The sequence below is a fragment of the Microbacterium sp. ZXT2-5 genome, from assembly GCF_055329545.1.
The window spans coordinates 2350663-2367874 of sequence record NZ_JBUZWD010000001.1 but is presented as its reverse complement, the minus strand read 5'-3'; the positions used below and the strand labels follow the sequence as shown (position 1 = coordinate 2367874).

22 protein-coding genes are annotated in these 17212 nt (G+C 70.6%); 10 read left to right on the top strand and 12 right to left on the bottom strand.

The features are described 5' to 3' along the window. Positions 1–40: 40 nt before the first annotated feature. From ACZBH1_RS10395 to ACZBH1_RS10380, 4 genes are all read right to left on the bottom strand, one after another. The gene (locus ACZBH1_RS10395; RefSeq protein WP_463646327.1) at positions 41–724 is read right to left on the bottom strand and encodes a DedA family protein; all 684 of its coding nucleotides are present in this window, start codon (positions 722–724) and stop codon (positions 41–43) included. Between the two features lie 141 nt (positions 725–865). Next, complete coding sequence (locus ACZBH1_RS10390) at positions 866–1348, bottom strand: DUF6264 family protein (RefSeq protein ID WP_378883574.1); 483 nt, start codon at positions 1346–1348, stop codon at positions 866–868. Between the two features lie 20 nt (positions 1349–1368). Continuing rightward, entirely contained in the window at positions 1369–2451 is a 1083-nt protein-coding gene (locus tag ACZBH1_RS10385) for a Gfo/Idh/MocA family protein (protein WP_463646326.1), read from the bottom strand. Continuing rightward, a complete protein-coding gene (locus tag ACZBH1_RS10380; protein ID WP_463646325.1) occupies positions 2448–3221 on the bottom strand; it encodes a ThuA domain-containing protein in 774 nt (257 codons plus the stop codon). The genes ACZBH1_RS10385 and ACZBH1_RS10380 overlap by 4 nt, the downstream gene beginning before the upstream one ends. Positions 3222–3375: 154 nt before the next feature. Between ACZBH1_RS10380 and aspS the strand changes: the two genes are divergently transcribed. Next, positions 3376–4716, top strand: a complete 1341-nt coding sequence (gene aspS / locus ACZBH1_RS10375) for an aspartate--tRNA(Asn) ligase (RefSeq protein WP_463646324.1) — start codon at positions 3376–3378, stop codon at positions 4714–4716. Between the two features lie 15 nt (positions 4717–4731). Here aspS and ACZBH1_RS10370 read toward each other — a convergent pair whose 3' ends face one another. The 5 genes from ACZBH1_RS10370 to ACZBH1_RS10350 form a co-directional block, all read right to left on the bottom strand. Then, positions 4732–4977 carry a glutaredoxin family protein gene (locus ACZBH1_RS10370; protein ID WP_463646323.1) on the bottom strand — a complete coding sequence of 82 codons (246 nt, stop codon included), beginning with the start codon at positions 4975–4977 and terminating at the stop codon, positions 4732–4734. 9 nt (positions 4978–4986) lie between these two features. Next, positions 4987–5280, bottom strand: a complete 294-nt coding sequence (locus ACZBH1_RS10365) for a rhodanese-like domain-containing protein (protein WP_336394765.1) — start codon at positions 5278–5280, stop codon at positions 4987–4989. 106 nt (positions 5281–5386) lie between these two features. Further along, entirely contained in the window at positions 5387–5485 is a 99-nt protein-coding gene (locus ACZBH1_RS10360; protein ID WP_003792170.1) for a 30S ribosomal protein bS22, read from the bottom strand. A gap of 82 nt (positions 5486–5567) precedes the next feature. Continuing rightward, a complete protein-coding gene (locus ACZBH1_RS10355; RefSeq protein ID WP_336394762.1) occupies positions 5568–5759 on the bottom strand; it encodes a helix-turn-helix domain-containing protein in 192 nt (63 codons plus the stop codon). A gap of 108 nt (positions 5760–5867) precedes the next feature. Further along, a complete protein-coding gene (locus tag ACZBH1_RS10350) occupies positions 5868–6797 on the bottom strand; it encodes a TetR/AcrR family transcriptional regulator (protein WP_463646322.1) in 930 nt (309 codons plus the stop codon). A 96-nt stretch (positions 6798–6893) separates the two neighbouring features. On the opposite strand from ACZBH1_RS10350, the gene ACZBH1_RS10345 reads away from it, so the two are divergent. Further along, a complete protein-coding gene (locus ACZBH1_RS10345; RefSeq protein WP_463646321.1) occupies positions 6894–7823 on the top strand; it encodes an ATP-binding cassette domain-containing protein in 930 nt (309 codons plus the stop codon). Further along, positions 7820–8617: an ABC transporter permease gene (locus ACZBH1_RS10340; protein ID WP_463646320.1), complete on the top strand. Its 798-nt coding sequence runs from the start codon at positions 7820–7822 to the stop codon at positions 8615–8617. Before ACZBH1_RS10345 ends, ACZBH1_RS10340 begins: the two co-directional genes overlap by 4 nt. Positions 8618–8668: 51 nt before the next feature. Here ACZBH1_RS10340 and ACZBH1_RS10335 read toward each other — a convergent pair whose 3' ends face one another. Then, positions 8669–9082 carry an ArsR/SmtB family transcription factor gene (locus tag ACZBH1_RS10335; protein ID WP_336394758.1) on the bottom strand — a complete coding sequence of 138 codons (414 nt, stop codon included), beginning with the start codon at positions 9080–9082 and terminating at the stop codon, positions 8669–8671. Positions 9083–9169: 87 nt separating this feature from the next. Between ACZBH1_RS10335 and ACZBH1_RS10330 the strand changes: the two genes are divergently transcribed. Together ACZBH1_RS10330 and ACZBH1_RS10325 are read left to right on the top strand one after the other, a co-directional pair. Beyond that, entirely contained in the window at positions 9170–10618 is a 1449-nt protein-coding gene (locus tag ACZBH1_RS10330; RefSeq protein ID WP_378883594.1) for a TrkH family potassium uptake protein, read from the top strand. Beyond that, complete coding sequence (locus ACZBH1_RS10325; protein ID WP_336394756.1) at positions 10611–11282, top strand: potassium channel family protein; 672 nt, start codon at positions 10611–10613, stop codon at positions 11280–11282. Before ACZBH1_RS10330 ends, ACZBH1_RS10325 begins: the two co-directional genes overlap by 8 nt. Before the next feature lie 46 nt (positions 11283–11328). On the opposite strand, the gene proC is transcribed toward ACZBH1_RS10325, so the two are convergent. Then, on the bottom strand, positions 11329–12174 hold the full coding sequence (proC, locus tag ACZBH1_RS10320; protein WP_336394755.1) for a pyrroline-5-carboxylate reductase: 846 nt from the start codon (positions 12172–12174) through the stop codon (positions 11329–11331). Between the two features lie 84 nt (positions 12175–12258). Here proC and ACZBH1_RS10315 point away from each other — a divergent pair, with 84 nt between their 5' ends. The 5 genes from ACZBH1_RS10315 to ACZBH1_RS10295 all read left to right on the top strand — a co-directional run bounded on the left by ACZBH1_RS10315 (position 12259) and on the right by ACZBH1_RS10295 (position 16707). Continuing rightward, entirely contained in the window at positions 12259–12678 is a 420-nt protein-coding gene (locus ACZBH1_RS10315) for an ArsR/SmtB family transcription factor (protein WP_463646319.1), read from the top strand. 1 nt (position 12679) lies between these two features. After that, complete coding sequence (locus tag ACZBH1_RS10310) at positions 12680–13357, top strand: SRPBCC domain-containing protein (protein WP_463646318.1); 678 nt, start codon at positions 12680–12682, stop codon at positions 13355–13357. 138 nt (positions 13358–13495) lie between these two features. Then, positions 13496–14608: an alpha/beta hydrolase gene (locus ACZBH1_RS10305; protein WP_463646317.1), complete on the top strand. Its 1113-nt coding sequence runs from the start codon at positions 13496–13498 to the stop codon at positions 14606–14608. Positions 14609–14711: 103 nt separating this feature from the next. Next, positions 14712–15683 (top strand): cation diffusion facilitator family transporter, encoded by a 972-nt coding sequence (locus tag ACZBH1_RS10300; protein WP_336394751.1) that lies wholly within the window; start codon positions 14712–14714, stop codon positions 15681–15683. Positions 15684–15780: 97 nt separating this feature from the next. After that, complete coding sequence (locus ACZBH1_RS10295) at positions 15781–16707, top strand: LLM class F420-dependent oxidoreductase (protein ID WP_463646678.1); 927 nt, start codon at positions 15781–15783, stop codon at positions 16705–16707. Positions 16708–16709: 2 nt separating this feature from the next. Here the strand turns inward: ACZBH1_RS10295 and tadA are convergent, their stop codons facing one another. Then, positions 16710–17141 (bottom strand): tRNA adenosine(34) deaminase TadA, encoded by a 432-nt coding sequence (tadA, locus tag ACZBH1_RS10290; RefSeq protein WP_336395056.1) that lies wholly within the window; start codon positions 17139–17141, stop codon positions 16710–16712. Between the last annotated feature and the right edge of the window lie 71 nt (positions 17142–17212).

Here is a 17212-nt window from a genome sequence, read left to right as displayed (position 1 = left end):
CACCAGTCTACGTGCGCCGGTTCTGTGGGGCGGCTGAGCGTCAGTCCAGGTCCGGCTCGGCGCTTCCCGCGCGCTCGCCGAGGAGCGCACGGATGCGCACGACGAGGAACCAGCCGACGGCGAGCACCGTGACGCCGATGACGACGTATTGGAGGAGGTCGGCGTACCGCTCGACGATGTGCCACGACTCTCCGAGGAAGTAGCCCGACAGCACGAAGATCGAGTTCCACAGCAGGCTGCCGGCCGCGGTCAGCAGCGTGAAGCGCCACACCGGCATCCTCGTGATCCCCGCCGGGATCGAGATGAGGCTGCGGAAGATCGGGATCATCCGCCCGAAGAACACCGCCTTGCCGCCGTGCCGGCCGAACCAGGCCACGGTGCGGTCGATGTCCTCGGGATGCAGCAGCGGCACCTTCGCGGCGATCGCGCGCAGGCGCCCCAGCCCCAGCCACACCCCCAGTCCGTACAGGAGGAGCGCGCCGATCACGGAGCCCGCCGTGGTCCACACCAGCGCCTCCACGAGCGAGAAGGAGCCTCGGCTGGCGGCGAGCCCGGCCATCGGCAGGATGACCTCGCTCGGAAGCGGCGGGAAGAGGTTCTCCAGCGCGATGGCGACGCCGGCTCCGACCGGTCCGATGATCTCCATGAGCGACACGGCCCAGTCTGAGAGCGTGGTGAGCCACGAACCGTCGGTCGTCGCTGCGGTCGTCGTCGCGGTCGTCATTCGTCGGATCCCGTCCGTCGGTGGCATCTGGTGGCGGCGGCCGCGGCCCGTCCGGGCGCGACTCCTCCACGCTACGGAAGGAACATGGGCGAAACCCGGGGGCTGGCCCCCCGATCGCCGTGGGGGATGCCTGAGCCGCCGTCAGACGCCGGCTTCGGGCACTCCTGCGGCGGTCACGGTGAAGGCCAGCACGAGGGAGAGCACGATGAGCGCCGCACCGGCCAGCGGCACCCAGAATGCGAGCCGGCGCTTGACCATGAGCACGATGGACACGATCGCGGTCGCCGCGAAGGCCACCCACGGCAGGATCATGCCCATGAGCCAGCCCAGCGTGATCAGATCGGTGCTGCAGTCGCGGACGCCGCACGGGTCCGACGCCATCACGAGGAACATCCCCATGAAGGACGCGAGGCCGGCCAGCACGGCGTCGCCGACCAGGAGGATGACGGTGATGACCACGTCGAGGGTCCTCACGGGCGGTTTCGCCGGTAAGGGGGCGGCGTAGGGCCCGCCGGGATACGCGCCTGTCATGCCGGACCTCCAGCCGTCTCGCGAACGCCTCGCATGGATCGGAGGATAGCTCCTGCGCGGGCGGGCGGGCGACCCAGGCGGTCGGCAGCGCATCGCACTCCGGCGACCCGGCGTCAGCCGGGCGGAGCGCCGCCCCAGGACGCGACCAGGTCCGCGGTGGCGTCGTCTCCGGCCGTCCGCGCGCTCTCGACGCACGCTGCCGCCGCCTGAGCGAACACCTCGTCGAATCGCGCCGGGGCGCCCGATCGTGCGGACGCGACCGCCGCCTCCACCATCGCCAGGCTCCAGATGTTCGATCGGATCTCGCCCGAAGGAGCCGGCCCGCCCTCGAGCGCGTCGAGGAATTCGGCGAGGGCGGCGTCCAAGCCCTCGGGCTCGTCCGCCGGCTGCCGCATCCGCACCGGTCCATCGCCGTCCTGCGCGCGCACCGACGTCTCGCCGTCCCACTCCACCGAGCCTCCGGCCGCGCTCGCCCGCCAGGCGCCGTTCCACGACGTCGTGAGCCCGTCCGCGCACCAGCTGCCGGAGTAGCCGAACCTCGCACCGTCCTCGAAACGGAAGACCGCGTGGGCCGCCGCCCCGCCGCGGTACCAGCTCCAGGGCGGCGAGAACTCGTCGCAGAAGACGGACTCCGGTTCGCTGCCGAGCACGAAGCGCGCCTGATCGAACGTGTGGATGGCCATGTCGACGAGCAGCGGCGATTCCATCTCGTCGCGGAAGCCGCCGAAACGCGGGTTCTGGAAGAACGCCGCGTCCAGCTGGGCGGCGCCGCCGTATGCCGCCACGGCGTCTCTGAACGCCCGCAGCCCCGGCGAGTGCCGCCGGGACTGGCTCGTCGCCAGCAGCGTGCCGCACTGCTCGCTGATGGCGGCGAGCGCCAGCGCGTCGGCCACCCGCGGCGTCACCGGCTTCTCGCTGAGCACCGGGACCCCGGCACGCAGGGCGGCCTCGCTGACCGCGCGGTGGGCGTCGGGGACGGTGACGTTGAGAAGCAGGTCCGGCCGGTCCCCCGTCGCCAACGCCTCCTCGACGGTCGCGACGCACGGGACGTCCCAGCCGCGCTCGCGTGCGGCCTGCTGCGCCGACGCGACCGACAGGTCCACCACCGCACCGACCCGCAGATCCGGCCGTCGGGCGACCGTGTCCATCCACGCGCGGCCCATCGCACCCGCGCCGACCAGGACGACCTGCCTCATCGAAGCTCCTCCCCGTCCCACGAGCGGGGCGTCGCGAACTCTCCGGTGCGGTGCATGGTCAGGCGCGGAACCTCGCGCGGCCTGTCCTGGAACGCCCAGCCGGCCGCGTTGCCGAGCACGCGCTGGATCTCGGGCTGGTGGTAGACGGGGTAGTCCTGGTCACCGGGTGAGAAGTAGAAGATGCGTCCGCGGCCGCGCGAGAACGTCATCCCCGAGCGGAACACCTCTCCCCCGGAGAAGCTCGAGACGAACACCAGCTCGTCGGGCGCCGGCACGTCGAAGAACTCGCCGTACATCTCCTGCGCCGGAATGACGATCGGATGCGGCACGCCGGCCGCGATCGGATGCGTCGGCGCGACCGTCCAGACCAGCTCGCGGTCCTCGCCTTGGCGCCAGCGGAGGCTGCAGGTGGTGCCCATGAGGCGGATGAAGATCTTCGAGAAGTGCCCCGAGTGCAGCACCACGAGCCCCATGCCGCCCAGCACGGCGCGATGCACCCGTTCCACGACCGCGTCGTCCACGGCGTCGTGCCGCGCATGCCCCCACCAGAAGAGCACATCGGTGTCGGCCAACCGCTCCTCGGTGAGCCCGTGCTCGGGCTGGTCGAGCGTCGCCGTGTCCACAACGGCGTCGGCGCCGAGGACGGCCCGCAGGCCTGCGGCGATCGTCTCGTGCATGCTGTCGGGGTACAGACGCTGCGTCGCCTCGTCGTGCTTCTCGTGGTGGTTCTCGCCCCACACCAGGACCTTCATCGGACGCGACTGCGTCATTCCGTCTCCTCCGGCTCGATACCGTCCACATGCCACACCGTCGGCGGAGCGCGGCCGGGGACGACACGCCGATCTCCTCGCTGAGAGATCTCGATACGCTCGTTCCTCGCTACTCGATCTTGACCCGCTGCGGGTCAACGTAGACTTGTCGACCGTGACTGAACGCGTCCTCGTCAACCAGCTGCAGGGTCTCTCCGACGGCCCCGTCTCCGTCTCCGGGTGGGTCGAGACCGTCCGCGACCAGAAGAAGGTGCAGTTCGTCATCCTTCGCGATGAGACGGGCGCGGTGCAGCTGGTGAATCCGGCGACGCGCCCGGCGGAGGACGGCTCGGAGCAGGATGCCGCGGCCCTCGCCCTCACCGAGACGATCTCGAACCTCGCGACGGGCACGTTCCTGACCGTCCGCGGCGAGCTGAAGCACGACGAGCGCGTCAAGCTCGGCGGCGTCGAGGTCAAGATCGGGAGCCTCGACATCGCGGCCGCCGCGCTGCCCGAGACTCCCATCGCCGCCGACAGCGGCATGGACAAGCGCATGGACTGGCGATTCCTCGACCTCCGTCAGCGCCGCAACAACCTGATCTTCCGCGTGCAGACGACCCTCGAGCACGCCTTCCGCACCTACTGGATCGAGCGCGACTACATCGAGGTGCACTCGCCGAAGCTCATGGCCTCGGCATCCGAGTCCAATGCGGAGCTCTTCTCGCTGGAGTACTTCGGCGAGCAGACGGCGTACCTCGCGCAGTCCCCGCAGTTCTTCAAGCAGATGGCCCAGGTCGCCGGCTTCGGCAAGATCTTCGAGATCGCGCCCGCCTTCCGCGCGGACCCCTCGTTCACCTCGCGCCACGCCACCGAGTTCACCTCGATCGACGCCGAGATCAGCTGGATCGACTCCCACGAGGACGTCGCCCGCATGCAGGAGGAGCTGCTGCAGGCAGGCTTCCAGGCCGTCAAGGACAAGCACGGCGCCGAGATCGAGGAGCTCTTCGGCGTCGAGGTGCAGGTGCCCGCGATCCCGTTCCCGCGCATCCCGCTCGCCGAGGCCCGCGAGATCGTCAAGAGCCGTGGCTACGAGATCCCGCGCACCGACGGCGACCTCGACCCCGAAGGCGAGCGGCAGATCTCCGCGCACGTCGAAGAGACGTACGGCCACCAGTTCGTCTTCATCACCGACTACCACCCCGAGATCCGCGCGTTCTACCACATGCGCGACGAGGAGACCGGGCTGACGAAGTCGTACGACCTCCTGTTCAAGGGCGTCGAGATCACGACCGGCGCGCAGCGCGAGCACCGCGTCGACGTGCTCATCGAGCAGGCGCAGGAGAAGGGCCTCGAGCCCGAGCACCTGGACTTCTACTTCGACTTCTTCCGCTACGGCGCCCCGCCCCACGGCGGGTTCGGGATGGGTCTCGCCCGCGTGATGATGCTGCTGCTGGGCGAGTCGTCCATTCGCGAGGTCACCTACCTCTTCCGGGGCCCCACCCGCCTCGCTCCCTGAGGCGGATGCCGCGGCTCAGCCGGCGAGCGCCGCGCGCAGGCGGTCGGGCGACACGCGCCAGTGGCCGTGCAGCTCGCCGTCGATGAGCACGACCGGGATCTTCTCCCACCACTGCGCGTACAGCGCCGGGTCGTCGGCGATCGACAGCTCCTGGATGTCGACGGCGTCCTCGGGCAGCTCGGCGACGACGGTCTCGACCACCTCGCGGGCCACGTCGCACAGATGGCAGTCGGGCTTGCCGATGAGGGTGACGATGGTCATGCCGGCCGCTCAGCGCTCGACGGGAAAGCCCGAGGCGACCCAGTCGTTGGTTCCGCCGTCGACGTTCGTGGCGTCGTAGCCGCGAGCCTCGAGGGCCTCCACGACCCGGCCGGAGCGGCCGCCCACCGCGCAGATGACGTCGAACGCGCCGTCGGGGAGCTCGTCGAGCCGGCCGCCGATGGCCGACATCGGGATGTTGATCGCGCCGGGCACGTGGCCGGCGGCGAACTCGTCGACCTCGCGGACGTCGATCAGCGGAACGCCGGTGCGCTCGCGCAGCTGCTGGACGGTGATGGACTTCATCGATGCCTCTCGGGACGCGGATTCCGGATACACGAAGCGCCCCCTTCCGACGGTTGCTGGGCTTGTCGAAGCGCAGCGCCGTGGGGGCGCTTGGTGCGGATGCCGCTTACTTCTTGTTGCGGCGCTGGTGGCGAGTCTTGCGAAGCAGCTTGCGGTGCTTCTTCTTCGCCATGCGCTTGCGGCGCTTCTTGATGACAGAACCCACGGAGAACCTCACTATGTCGGGGTCTGGGCGCGGCGTGTGCGCACCCGGGAACGGGCAGATACGGAAAATGCCTCGGAACAGTCTAGCCGACGTCGGCGATCGGCCGTTGCAGGGCCTCGGTCACCGCCGTCTCGGGCACGCGATAGCTGCGACCGAACCGGACGGCCGGCAGTTCGCCCGAGTGGACGAGGCGGTAGACCGTCATCTTGGACACCCGCATCAACTCGGCGACCTCGGCCACCGTGAGGAAGCGCACATCAGGCAGTTCCGCCATGTCGATCCCCTTCCCCAGAAGTACTGCGATCACTTTAGACCGCCGCGGACCGGCGTGTAAACCGGGGCTGCTGTGAACTGCTGTGACGGATGGTGCTGGTGAGCGCCGTCATGCATCGGAGCGCTGGCGGGCGCGACGATCCTGCGCCTCGCGCGCGACCTGCCGCTCCATCTTCCGGGCATCGCGCAGCGCCTTCTCGGCCGCCCGCACCGCCCGCTGCGCCTCCCGGTACCGCTTGTCGTCGACGAGATCCGCATCGTCGGGAGCGAACCAGGACTCGCGGGGCGGGCGCTGCCCCTCCCCGATCGCCTGGATGTAGCCGCCTACGCCGTCGAGCCCGCGCGCGAGCGCGAACGAGAACGGATCGGACTCGTCCAGGAACGCCCCGGCCTCGATCGCGGCGCGCAGCTCGGGATACGCGTCGGCCGTGATCAGGGCTCGGAACAGCGCGTCCTCCTTGCGGGCGATCTCGTCGTCGCGAAGTCCCTGCTCGCGCTCCACCCGCGCGTAGGCGGCCAGCACCGTCCCCGCCCAATGCGCGGTGCCCGTGACGAGCAGCATCACGGCGAGGCGCTCTTCGTACGACAGCGGGGTGTCGGCGAGCGCGCTGAGGCCGGCATCCATCCACGCGGCGCTGTTCGGCGTCGCCGGCACGCCCGAGATCGGGATCTCGAGCACCCAGGGGTGGGCGAGATAGTGCTGCAGCTGCTCGCGGTACAGCGCCTCGAGCCGTTCCCGCCAGCCCCCCGCGGTCCGCGTCGCCTCCGAGGGTGCACCGGTGGCCTCCTCCTGCATGAGCAGCATGAGGTCGTCCTTGGCGCTGACGTAGCGGTACAGCGACATGGGCGTGAATCCGAGGCGGGACGCGACCGCAGCCATCGACACGGCGCCGAGACCGTCGGCGTCGGCGATCTCCACCGCCGCCTCGACGATGCGCTCCACGCTCATCTCGCGCTTCGGCCCCCGCTGCGGACTCGCGGCGATGCCCCACGCCAGGGCGATGCCGCGCGGGAGCTCGGGCTCGACTGCGTCCGTCATGCGGTCAGTCTAAGACTGTTTATGTTGTACACCTCATGATCGTGTGATACACAGTTAGTAGCATAAACAGTTTACGACGTACTCGAAAGGAACCTCATGCACTCCCCTGCCGCTCCGCCGGTCATCGTCGCCGACGGGCTCCGCAAGACGTTCGGCCGCGAGCGCGTCCTCGACGGCGTCAGCTTCGCCGTGGGCCGGGGCGAGGTCTTCGCCCTCCTGGGTCCGAACGGCGCCGGCAAGACCACCACCATCAATGTGCTGACGACGCTCGTCCGCCCCGATGCCGGCACGGCCGGCGTCGCCGGCTTCGACGTGACCCGCGAGCCCGAGCAGGTGAAGCGGCGCATCAGCCTGACCGGCCAATCCGCCGCGGTCGACGACGCCCTCACCGGCATCGAGAACCTGGTCATGCTCGGCCGCCTGTCGGGCCTGAACCGCCGCGCTGCCCGTGCCCGCGCCGCCGAGCTCCTGGAGCGATTCGGATTGACGGATGCCGCGACCCGCCGCGTCGGCGCCTACTCCGGTGGCATGCGACGGCGGCTGGACCTGGCGCTCAGCTTCGTCGTCGCGCCCGAGGTGCTCTTCCTCGACGAGCCCACGACGGGACTGGACACCCGCAGCCGTCGCGAGCTGTGGGACGTCATCCGCTCCCTCGCCGACGCGGGCACCACCGTCTTCCTCACCACCCAGTACCTCGAGGAGGCCGATCAGCTGGCCGACCGCGTCGCCGTGCTCGACGGCGGTCGGGTCGTCGCCGGTGGCACCGCCGCAGCGCTCAAGTCCCGCATCGGCGGCGACACCGTCGAGGTGCACGACCCGCAGGGCGCCCTCGTACGCGAGGTCCCCACCGACGGCTCGGTCTCGGGCCTGCGCCGGGCCCTGGACGTGCTCGACGAATCCGGCGCCGAGGGCATCGTGACCCTCCGGCGGCCGAGCCTCGACGACGTCTTCCTCGCCCTCACCTCGCCCGACGGCCGCGGCGCACCGGGCGTCCGGCACTCCGACACCACCAAGGAGCTCGCATGACCGCCCTCGCCCCTGTCCCCGCCCTCCGCCCCCGCATCTCCGGCCTGACCGCCGAGAGCGTCTTCGTCGGCCGGAGCCTGCTGCACTCGCTGCGGGACGGCGAGTCGCTCGTCATGGCGATCATGCTGCCGGTGCTGCTCATGGTGCTCTTCACCTACGTCTTCGGCGGCGCGATCGATCCGACGGGCGGCTACGTGGACTACGTGGTGCCGGGCATCATCCTGCTGTGCGCCGGCTTCGGCGCGGCGTCGACGGCGGTGTATGTCGCCAACGACATGAAGGCCGGGATCATCGACCGGTTCCGCACCATGCCCCTCCGGGCGAGCGCCGTGCTCACCGGCCACGTGGTCGCCAGCCTGCTGCGCAACCTGCTGGCCACCGGCGTCGTCATCGGCGTCGCGCTCCTCGTCGGCTTCCGTCCCACGGCCGGCGCGTGGGGCTGGGTGGGTGCGATCGCCCTCATCGCGCTGTACATCCTCGCGATCACCTACCTGTTCGCCGCGATCGGCCTGGCGGCAGGCAGCCCAGAGGCCGCGAACGGCTACGGGTTCATCATCCTGTTCGTGCCGTACCTCTCGAGCGCCTTCGTGCCGGTCACGACCATGCCGGAGTGGCTGCAGTGGGTTGCCGAGAACCAGCCCGTGACGCCCATCATCGAAGCGCTGCGCAGTCTCCTGCTGGGCACGCCGATGGACGACAACGCCTGGTGGGCCGTGGGCTGGTGCCTGGCGATCCTCATCGTCTCGTTCGCCTGGGGAGCCTGGCTGTTCCGGCGCAAGGCAGGATGGCGCTGACCGGCGCTGCGCCGGGCGACGACCGACGGCGGCCTCAGGGTTCGTCGCAGGTCACCGACCGGGCAGGCGCTTGAGCGCGTTCTCCAGGGCGTGCTTGGCCGACGCCGCTGCGCGGCCGACGACCTCCGCCGCGTGAGCGGCGCTGTCCGGCAGCGCAGCGGCGGCGCCGTCGTCGGGCACGGCGGCGCCGTTGTCGTCGAGGAAGGGGACGAGCCAGTCATCGACCTCGTCGAGCGGGGCGGCGGACAGACTGTAGTAGCGGTGCTGGCCCTCTTCGCGCACCGACACCAGGTGCGCGTCGCGCAGCACCTTGAGGTGCTTCGAGACGGTCGGCTGGCTGGCTCCGAGCTCTGTGACGATGTGCGAGACGCTGGTGCCCCGGTCTCCGGCGGATGAGCGGTCGAGGAGGAGTCGCAGGATGTCGCGACGCGTTCTGTCCGCGATCACGTCGAAGATGTCCGCCATAGGCTCAGAGTAGTCGGGACCCCAGCGGAGTACCATGATGGCGCCCCACGCCCGTCGACATGGGGTCGCACTGCACGAGGAGACCACATGACGGATGGCAGGCGAGGCGCCGCCGTCACCCCTGCGGCCCGGCTTCGCAGCGCCGGCCGCGGTGTCAAGGAGTACTTCCGCGAACTGACCCAGCGCTCCCCGGCACGGTTCGCCATCATCATCTTCCTGTCGCTGATCCTCGTCTTCACGGGCCTCTTCTCGCTGCCGATCGCCTCCGCGACCGGCGAGGTGACGCCCTTCGCCGACGCGTTCTTCACGGCCGTCTCGACGATCTGCGTCACAGGCCTGGCCACCGTCGACATGGCGACGCACTGGTCGCCGTTCGGCCACGTGCTGGTGTTCGTGGGCGTGCAGATCGGCGCGCTGGGCGTGCTGACGATGGCATCGATCCTGGGCCTGGTGATCTCGCGCCGTCTCGGGCTGCGCGCGAAGCTGATGGCCGCGAGCGACTCGAACCCGCTGCGCACCCACGGCGGTCCGGTCAACGAGGGCCAGACGGTGCAGCTCGGCCAGATCGGCAGCCTGCTGGCCACCGTGGCGCTGTCCACCCTCGTCATCGAGGCGATCATCGCCGTCCTCCTGTTCCCCGGCCTCATCCTCGCGGGCGTGCCGTGGAACGCGGCACTGTGGGAGGCCCCGTTCTACGCGGCGATGGCGTTCACCAACACGGGCTTCACGCCCAACGCCGAGGGCCTGGAGCCGTTCCGTCACGACTACTTCTTCCTGACGGCGCTGATGGCGGGCGTATTCCTCGGCTCGATCGGCTTCCCGGTCATCTACACGCTCCGCCGCGAGCTCTGGCACGTGCGCCGCTGGTCGCTGCACGCCAAGCTGACGCTCATCACGACGGTGCTGCTGTTCTTCCTGGGCGGAGCCGTCTTCCTCGTGCTCGAGTACGACAACCTGCTGACCCTGGGCACCGAGGACGCCTGGGACACCACGTTCCAGGCGTTCTTCCTCTCCGCCATGACCAGATCCGGCGGGTTCGCGATCCTCGACATCGGCGAGCTCAACCAGTCCAGCCTGCTGGTCGGCTGCATGCTCATGTTCGTCGGCGGCGGCTCGGCGTCCACGGCAGGCGGGATCAAGGTCACCACGCTCGCGGTGATCGCGCTCGCCGTCGTCTCGGAGGCCAAGGGACGCGCCTCCAACCAGGTGTTCGGCCGGCGCATACCCAGCGACGTGCTCCGGGTGGCGCTGTCGGTCGTGGCGTGGGGATCGACGATCGTCGCGCTCTCGACCATCATCATCACGCAGATCACGAAGGCCGATCTCGGAGACGTGCTGTTCGACGTCATCTCCGGCTTCGCCACCGTCGGGCTGTCGACGGGGCTCACCGCGGAGCTGCCGGATCCGGCTGTGTATGTGCTGGCGATCACGATCGTCATGGGACGCGTTGGTACAGTGACTCTCGCAGCGGCGGTGGCCGCGGCATCCCGTTCGCAGTTGTACTCGCTGCCTGTCGAAAGGCCGATCGTTGGTTGAGCGGATCAGGGGCGACGCGCCCGTCCTCGTGATCGGACTCGGTCGCTTCGGCGCCGCCTGCGCCGGAGAGCTCGACCGCCTCGATCGGGAGGTGCTCGCGATCGACGAGAGCCTGGACCTCGTGCAGAAGTGGTCCGAGCGCGTGACGCACACCGTGCAGGCCGACGCCCGCAACATCGATGCGCTCAAGCAGATCGGCGCTCAGGAGTTCCAGGTCGCCGTCGTCGCCGTCGGCTCATTGATCGAGGCCTCGGTGCTCATCACGGCCAATCTCGTCGACCTGAAGGTACCGCAGATCTGGGCGAAGGCGGTGTCGCAGTCGCACGGCAAGATCCTCGCCCGCGTCGGCGCGAACCACGTCATCTACCCCGAGCGCGAGGCCGGCGAGCGCGTCGCGCACCTCGTGAGCGGCCGCATGCTCGACTTCATCCGCTTCGACGACGACTTCGCGCTGGCCAAGCTCTACCCGCCGAAGTTCATCCGCGGCGTCGGACTGAACGAGTCGGGCGTGCGCACGAAGTACAACGTCACGGTCGTCGGCGTGAAGAGCCCGGGCAAGCCGTTCCGCTACGCGGAGGCCAACACCGTGGTCACCAACCACGACCTGATCATCGTGTCGGGCACGAACTCCGACATCGAGAGGTTCGCCGCGCTCGAGCGCTGATCCACGGCGGTCCCGCACTCAACCGCGCGACCTCTCGGCATCGCGCTCACGCGCCGGCGGCGAGCTCCTTCGCGCGGGCGAGTGCGGCATCGGTCGCGTCCGCGAACACCTCGTCCAGGCGCGCCTCCTGCAGGACGGCGATCGCGCGCTCGGTCGTGCCCTTGGGGCTCGTCACGCGCCGGCGCAGCTCGGCCGGATCGTCGGCGGATGCCTCGAGCAGGGCAGCCGCACCGATGAAGGTCTGCTCCGCCATCACCCGGGCTTCGGCCTCGGCGAAGCCCTTGCCGATCGCGGCCTTGGTGAACTCCTCCACCAGCAGGAAGAAGTACGCCGGGCCCGACCCCGAGATCGTCGACAGGGCGTCGATCCGGGACTCCGGGACCTCGACGACGGTTCCGACGGTCTCGAACAGCCGGCGTGCGACGTCGAGGGCGGCGGCGTCCGCGCGGGGCCCCGCCGCGAGCCCCGTCACCGCGCGGCCGACCACCGCCGGGGTGTTCGGCATCGATCGCAGCACCGCGATCCCGGTGCCGAGGATCTGCTCGAACGTCTCGATGGTGACCCCGGCGGCGAGGCTCACCACGATCGTCCCCGGGCGCACGGCCGGCGCGATCTCACGCAGCAGGTCGGGCACCATGGCCGGCTTCACGCCCACGAGGATGACGTCGGCGGCGGCCGCGGCATCCGTGTTCCCCGTCGCGTCATCCTCCAGCGCGACGCTCGTCACCGCCTCGAGCCCGTCCAGCTCGGCGGCCTTCGCGCGCGAGCGGTTCGTCGCGGTGACGCCCGCCCCGGCGAGCCCCGAGCGCGAGAGACCGCGGGCGATGGCACCGCCCATCGAGCCGGCGCCGAGGATCGCGATGGGAGGGAGTGCCGGAGTGTCGGATGCCATGGCGTCATCCTACGAGCGCGGGCCGCCCCGCCGTGCGAAATAATCACTGTTGACTTATATAAGTTCGCGCGCAATGATGGAGCCGTGCACGCGCTCGACGTCCTCGGCGATCCGGTCCGCCGACGCATCCTCGAACTCCTCGCGGAGGGCGAACTCAGCGCCGGCCGGATCGGCGAAGAGGTCCAGCGCGAGTTCGGCATCTCGCAGCCGGCCGTCTCGCAGCACCTCCGCGTGCTGCGAGAGGCGGGATTCACGACCGTCCGCCCCGACGGCACGCGGCGCCTCTATGCGATCGACCCCGCGCCGCTGGAGGACGCGGCGGCGTGGTTCGACCCGTTCCGTCGCTTCTGGCAGCCGCACCTGGACGCGCTGGCGACGGAACTGGCGCGTGGTCGCAGAGAGCGGCGCCGCGCCGCCGCAGGGACGGACGCCGCGGAGCCGGATGCCGAACCCGGGCAGTCCGAGAAGACAGACGAGTCAGGAACAGACGAGAAGGAGGACTGACATGGTCGACGTACAGGCGCAGGTCGCCGCAGTGACGCGAGAGGTCGCGAGCGAGGAGATCGACGGGTTCCCGTCGCGGGTGCAGACGCTCGCGCAGACGTACCCCTCCCCCATCGATGACGTGTGGGACGCGGTCACGACGGCACCCCGCATCGCCCGGTGGTTCCTCCCGATCTCGGGCGACCTCGCGCTCGGGGGCCGGTACCAGCTCGAGGGGAACGCCGGCGGCGTCGTGCAGGAGTGCGCGCCGCCCTCGGGCGGCCGGGCACACTTCAAGGCGACGTGGGAGTTCGGCGGCGGCGTGACGTGGCTGACGGTGCGGCTGACGGCGGAAGGGGCGGATGCCACCCGCCTCGAGCTCGAGCATGTCGCCCGCACCGAGGACGTCCCCGAGGGGTTCTGGGAGATGTACGGCCCCGGCGCGACCGGCGTCGGCTGGGACGGCGGGATGCTGGGCCTGGCCCTGCACCTGGCCGGAGCCGGCGACGGCCCGACCCCGGAGCAGGCGGAGGCCTGGGCGGTCACGGACGAGGGGCAGGCGTTCTACCGTGCGGCGGCGGACGGCTGGGCCACGGCGCACGCCGCCGACGGCGCGGACCCCGAGACGGCCCGTCGCGCCGCCGACAGCACGTTCGCGTTCTACACCGGGCAGAGTGCCGGCGGCGACGGAATGGCGTGAGCCCGACACGCGCTCGTGCGCCGGCGGGCGCGTGTCGTGGCATCCGCACGCCGAAGTCGATTGCGCGCGGCGCGGGCCGGTCTATTCTCATGAGTGCGGGGACGCAGAGGCCCCCGCAGGACGTGGGAGGCACCCGACATGACCCTCTTCGACGGCATCACCGCACGCCGCGTCGAGACGCCCGATCTGACCGTCAACGTGCTCGAACGCGCCGGCGACGATCCTGCGACGCCTCCCGAGCGGACGGTGGTCTTCGTCCACGGAAACGTGTCGTCGTCGCTGTTCTGGCAGCAGACCATGCTGGATCTGCCGACCGATCTCCGCGCCGTCGCGATCGACCTCCGCGGCTACGGCAGCACCGAGCACGCTCCGATCGACGCGACCCGCGGCGTCCGCGATTTCAGCGACGACGTCCGTGCGACGCTCGAGGAGCTGGAGATCCCGACCGCGCACTTCGTGGGCTGGTCGATGGGGGCCGGGGTCATCATGCAGTACGCCCTCGAGCACCCGGTGCTGAGCCTCACCCTGGAAGCGCCGATCTCGCCCTACGGGTTCGGCGGCACGCGCCGGGACGGCAGCCGTCTGACCGACGACGACGCCGGCTGCGGCGGCGGCACCGTCAACCCCGACTTCGTGCAGCGGCTGATCGATCACGACACCGGCGACGAGGCGCCGACGTCGCCGCGCAGCGTGTTCCGGTCGGGATACGTCGCGCCGGGCTTTGCGACCGAGCATGAGGACGTGTGGGTGGAGTCGATGCTCACCACGTCCACCGCCACCGGCAACTACCCGGGCGATTCGGTCTCCAGCGAGAGCTGGCCCGGATTCGCCGCGGGCGGGATCGGCGTGCTCAACACGATGACGCCGGGCCACTTCGACGTGTCGGGGATCGTCGACCTCGACCCGAAGCCGCCCGTGCTGTGGATCCATGGCCGTCTCGACCCGATCGTGTCGGACTCGTCGTTCTACGACTACAACAACCTGGGCAAGCTGGGGATCGTCCCCGGCTGGCCGGGCGACGAGATCGCACCGCCGCAGCCGATGGTGTCGCAGACCCGCGACGTGCTGGCGCGGTACGCCGACGGCGGCGGGGAGGTCACCGAGCTCGACCTCGAGGACGTCGGCCACACGCCGCACCTCGAGCGTCCGGGGCAGTTCCGGCACGCGCTGCTCGAGGTGATCGGATACGTCGGGCACCCGAGCGACCCGGCCCCGCCGACCGAGGCCATCATCCTGCGCTCGTCCGACTGACACGAAGGGCGCCGGCCACGCAGCCCCTCGGCTCGCCTGACACGGAGCGCGGCGCGACGCAAGGGGTTCCGGGCGCGTCGTGCGGCGTCCGTAGACTCGTCGCATGAGTGCTTCCGGCGGCGGCAAGGCCATCATGGCCGCATTCCTGGCGAACATGGGCATCGCCGTGGCGAAGTTCATCGCGTGGTTCCTCTCGGGCTCCGCGTCGATGCTCGCCGAGGCCATCCACTCCGTCGCCGACTCGGGCAACCAGCTGCTGCTCCTGCTCGGCGGCCGGCAGGCCAAGCGCCGCGCGGATCGTGAGCATCCGTTCGGCTACGGCCGCGAGCGCTACGTCTACGCGTTCGTCGTCTCGATCATCCTGTTCTCGGTCGGCGGCCTCTTCGCCATCTACGAGGGCGTCGACAAGCTGAGGCATCCGCACGCCCTCGACGAGCGCTGGTGGTGGCTGCCCATCGTCGTGCTCGTCGTCGCGATCGGGCTCGAGTCGTTCTCGCTGCGCACGGCCATCGTCGAGAGCAACCACGTCCGCGCCGAGGGGCAGTCGTGGGTCTCGTTCGTCCGCCACGCGAAGGCGCCCGAGCTCCCCGTCGTGCTGCTCGAAGACATCGGGGCGCTCACCGGCCTGGTGTTCGCCCTCTTCGGCGTGGGGCTCACCGTCATCACCGGCAACACCGTGTTCGACGCCATCGGCACGCTCATGATCGGCACGCTGCTGATCCTCATCGCGATCGTTCTCGGCATCGAGACGAAGAGCCTCCTGGTCGGCGAAGGGGCGACGGATGCCGACCACCGGCGCATCGTCGACGCCATCGAGGCCGGACCCGAGGTGCAGCGGATCATCCACATCAAGACCCTGTACCTCGGCCCCGACGAGCTGCTGGTGGCGGCGAAGCTCGGCTTCCCCTCGGACGCGCCGCTGGCGCAGGTCGCGTCGCACATCGACCGGGTCGAGCAGCGGGTCCGGGCGGCCGTGCCCACGGCGCGCGTGATCTACTTCGAGCCCGACATCTACCGCCCCGATGACAGTGCGGCCCCGCCGACGTCCCAGTTCGTGATCAAGTCCGCCGACTGATCCGCCGCCCCCTCGGGCCGGCATCCCGGCCGCAGCGCGGCTCGACGCCGCCCGGGGCCGCCCGTCCTTCATCCCCATGCGAGGAGCACCCATGCCGATCGAGTACTGCGTCTTCACCGAACCCCAGCAGGGAGCGAGCTACGACGACCAGCTCGCGTTCGCGCAGGCGGCCGAGCGGCTCGGTTTCGACGGGTTCTTCCGCTCCGACCACTACCTCCACATGGGAGACGGCGACGGACTGCCCGGTCCCACCGACGCGTGGACCACGCTGGCCGGCCTCGCCCGCGAGACCTCGCGCATCCGGCTCGGCACGCTCGTCTCGTCGGTGACCTACCGCGTGCCCGGCCTGCTCGCGATCCAGGTGGCGCAGGTCGACGCGATGTCGGGCGGACGCGCCGAGCTCGGCCTCGGCACCGGCTGGTTCGCCCGCGAGCACGAGGCATACGGCATCCCGTTCCCCGCCAAGCGGTTCGACATCCTCGAGGAGCAGCTCGAGCTCGTCACCGGCCTCTGGTCCACCCCTGTCGGCGAGACCTACAGCTTCGACGGGGCGCACTACCGGCTGACGGATGCCCCCGCGCTGCCGAAGCCGGTCCAGCGGCGGGTGCCGGTGATCGTGGGCGGCGGCGGCCCGCGGCGCACCCCCGAGCTCGCAGCCCGCTTCGCAACCGAGTTCAACATCGGCTTCCGCTCGGAGGCGGAGTCGGCGGAGAAGTTCGCCGGCGTGCGCACGGCGTGCGAGCGGATCGGACGCGACCCCGCGTCGCTGAAGCTCTCGGTCGCGCTGCCCACGCTCGCCGGGGCATCCACCGCCGACCTCGACCGGCGCGCCGCTCGTATCGAGCGGACGGTCGACGAGCTGCGCGGCGACGTGAACATCGTCGGCGACCGCGACGAGATCGTCGCGAAGGTCGAGCGGCTCGTGGCGCTGGGGGCCCAGCGCGTGTACTTCCAGCTCATGGACCTGCAGGACGTCTCGCACGTCGAGTATCTCGGCGAGGTGCTGCCGCACCTTCCGCGCTGACGTTAGCGGCGCGCGTCGAAGAAGGCGCGCAGGAGAGCGGATGCCTCGTCCTCGCGCACACCCGCCACGACCTCCGCGCGGTAGGGCAGGCGCCGGTCGCGGACCACGTCGTACATCGACCCGGCCGCCCCGGCCTTCTCGTCCCACGCGCCGAACACCAGTCGCGAGATGCGGGACTGCAGCACTGCGCCGGCGCACATGACGCAGGGCTCGAGCGTCACGACGAGCGTGCAGCCCTCGAGGTTCCAGGATCCGCGCGCGGCGGCGGCTGCACGCAGCGCGACGACCTCCGCGTGCGCGGTGGGGTCGTGGTCGAGCTCGCGCAGGTTGCGGCCCTCGGCGATGACCGCGCCGGAGGCATCCGTCACCACCGCCCCCACCGGCACGTCGCCCGATTCCCCCGCCTGGGCGGCCAGCGCGAGGGCGCGCTGCATCGCCGCGAGATCGGCGGTGTCGGGGTGCACACGACGAGCGTAGCCGCGCGGGCCCACATCGGCCCGGCGCC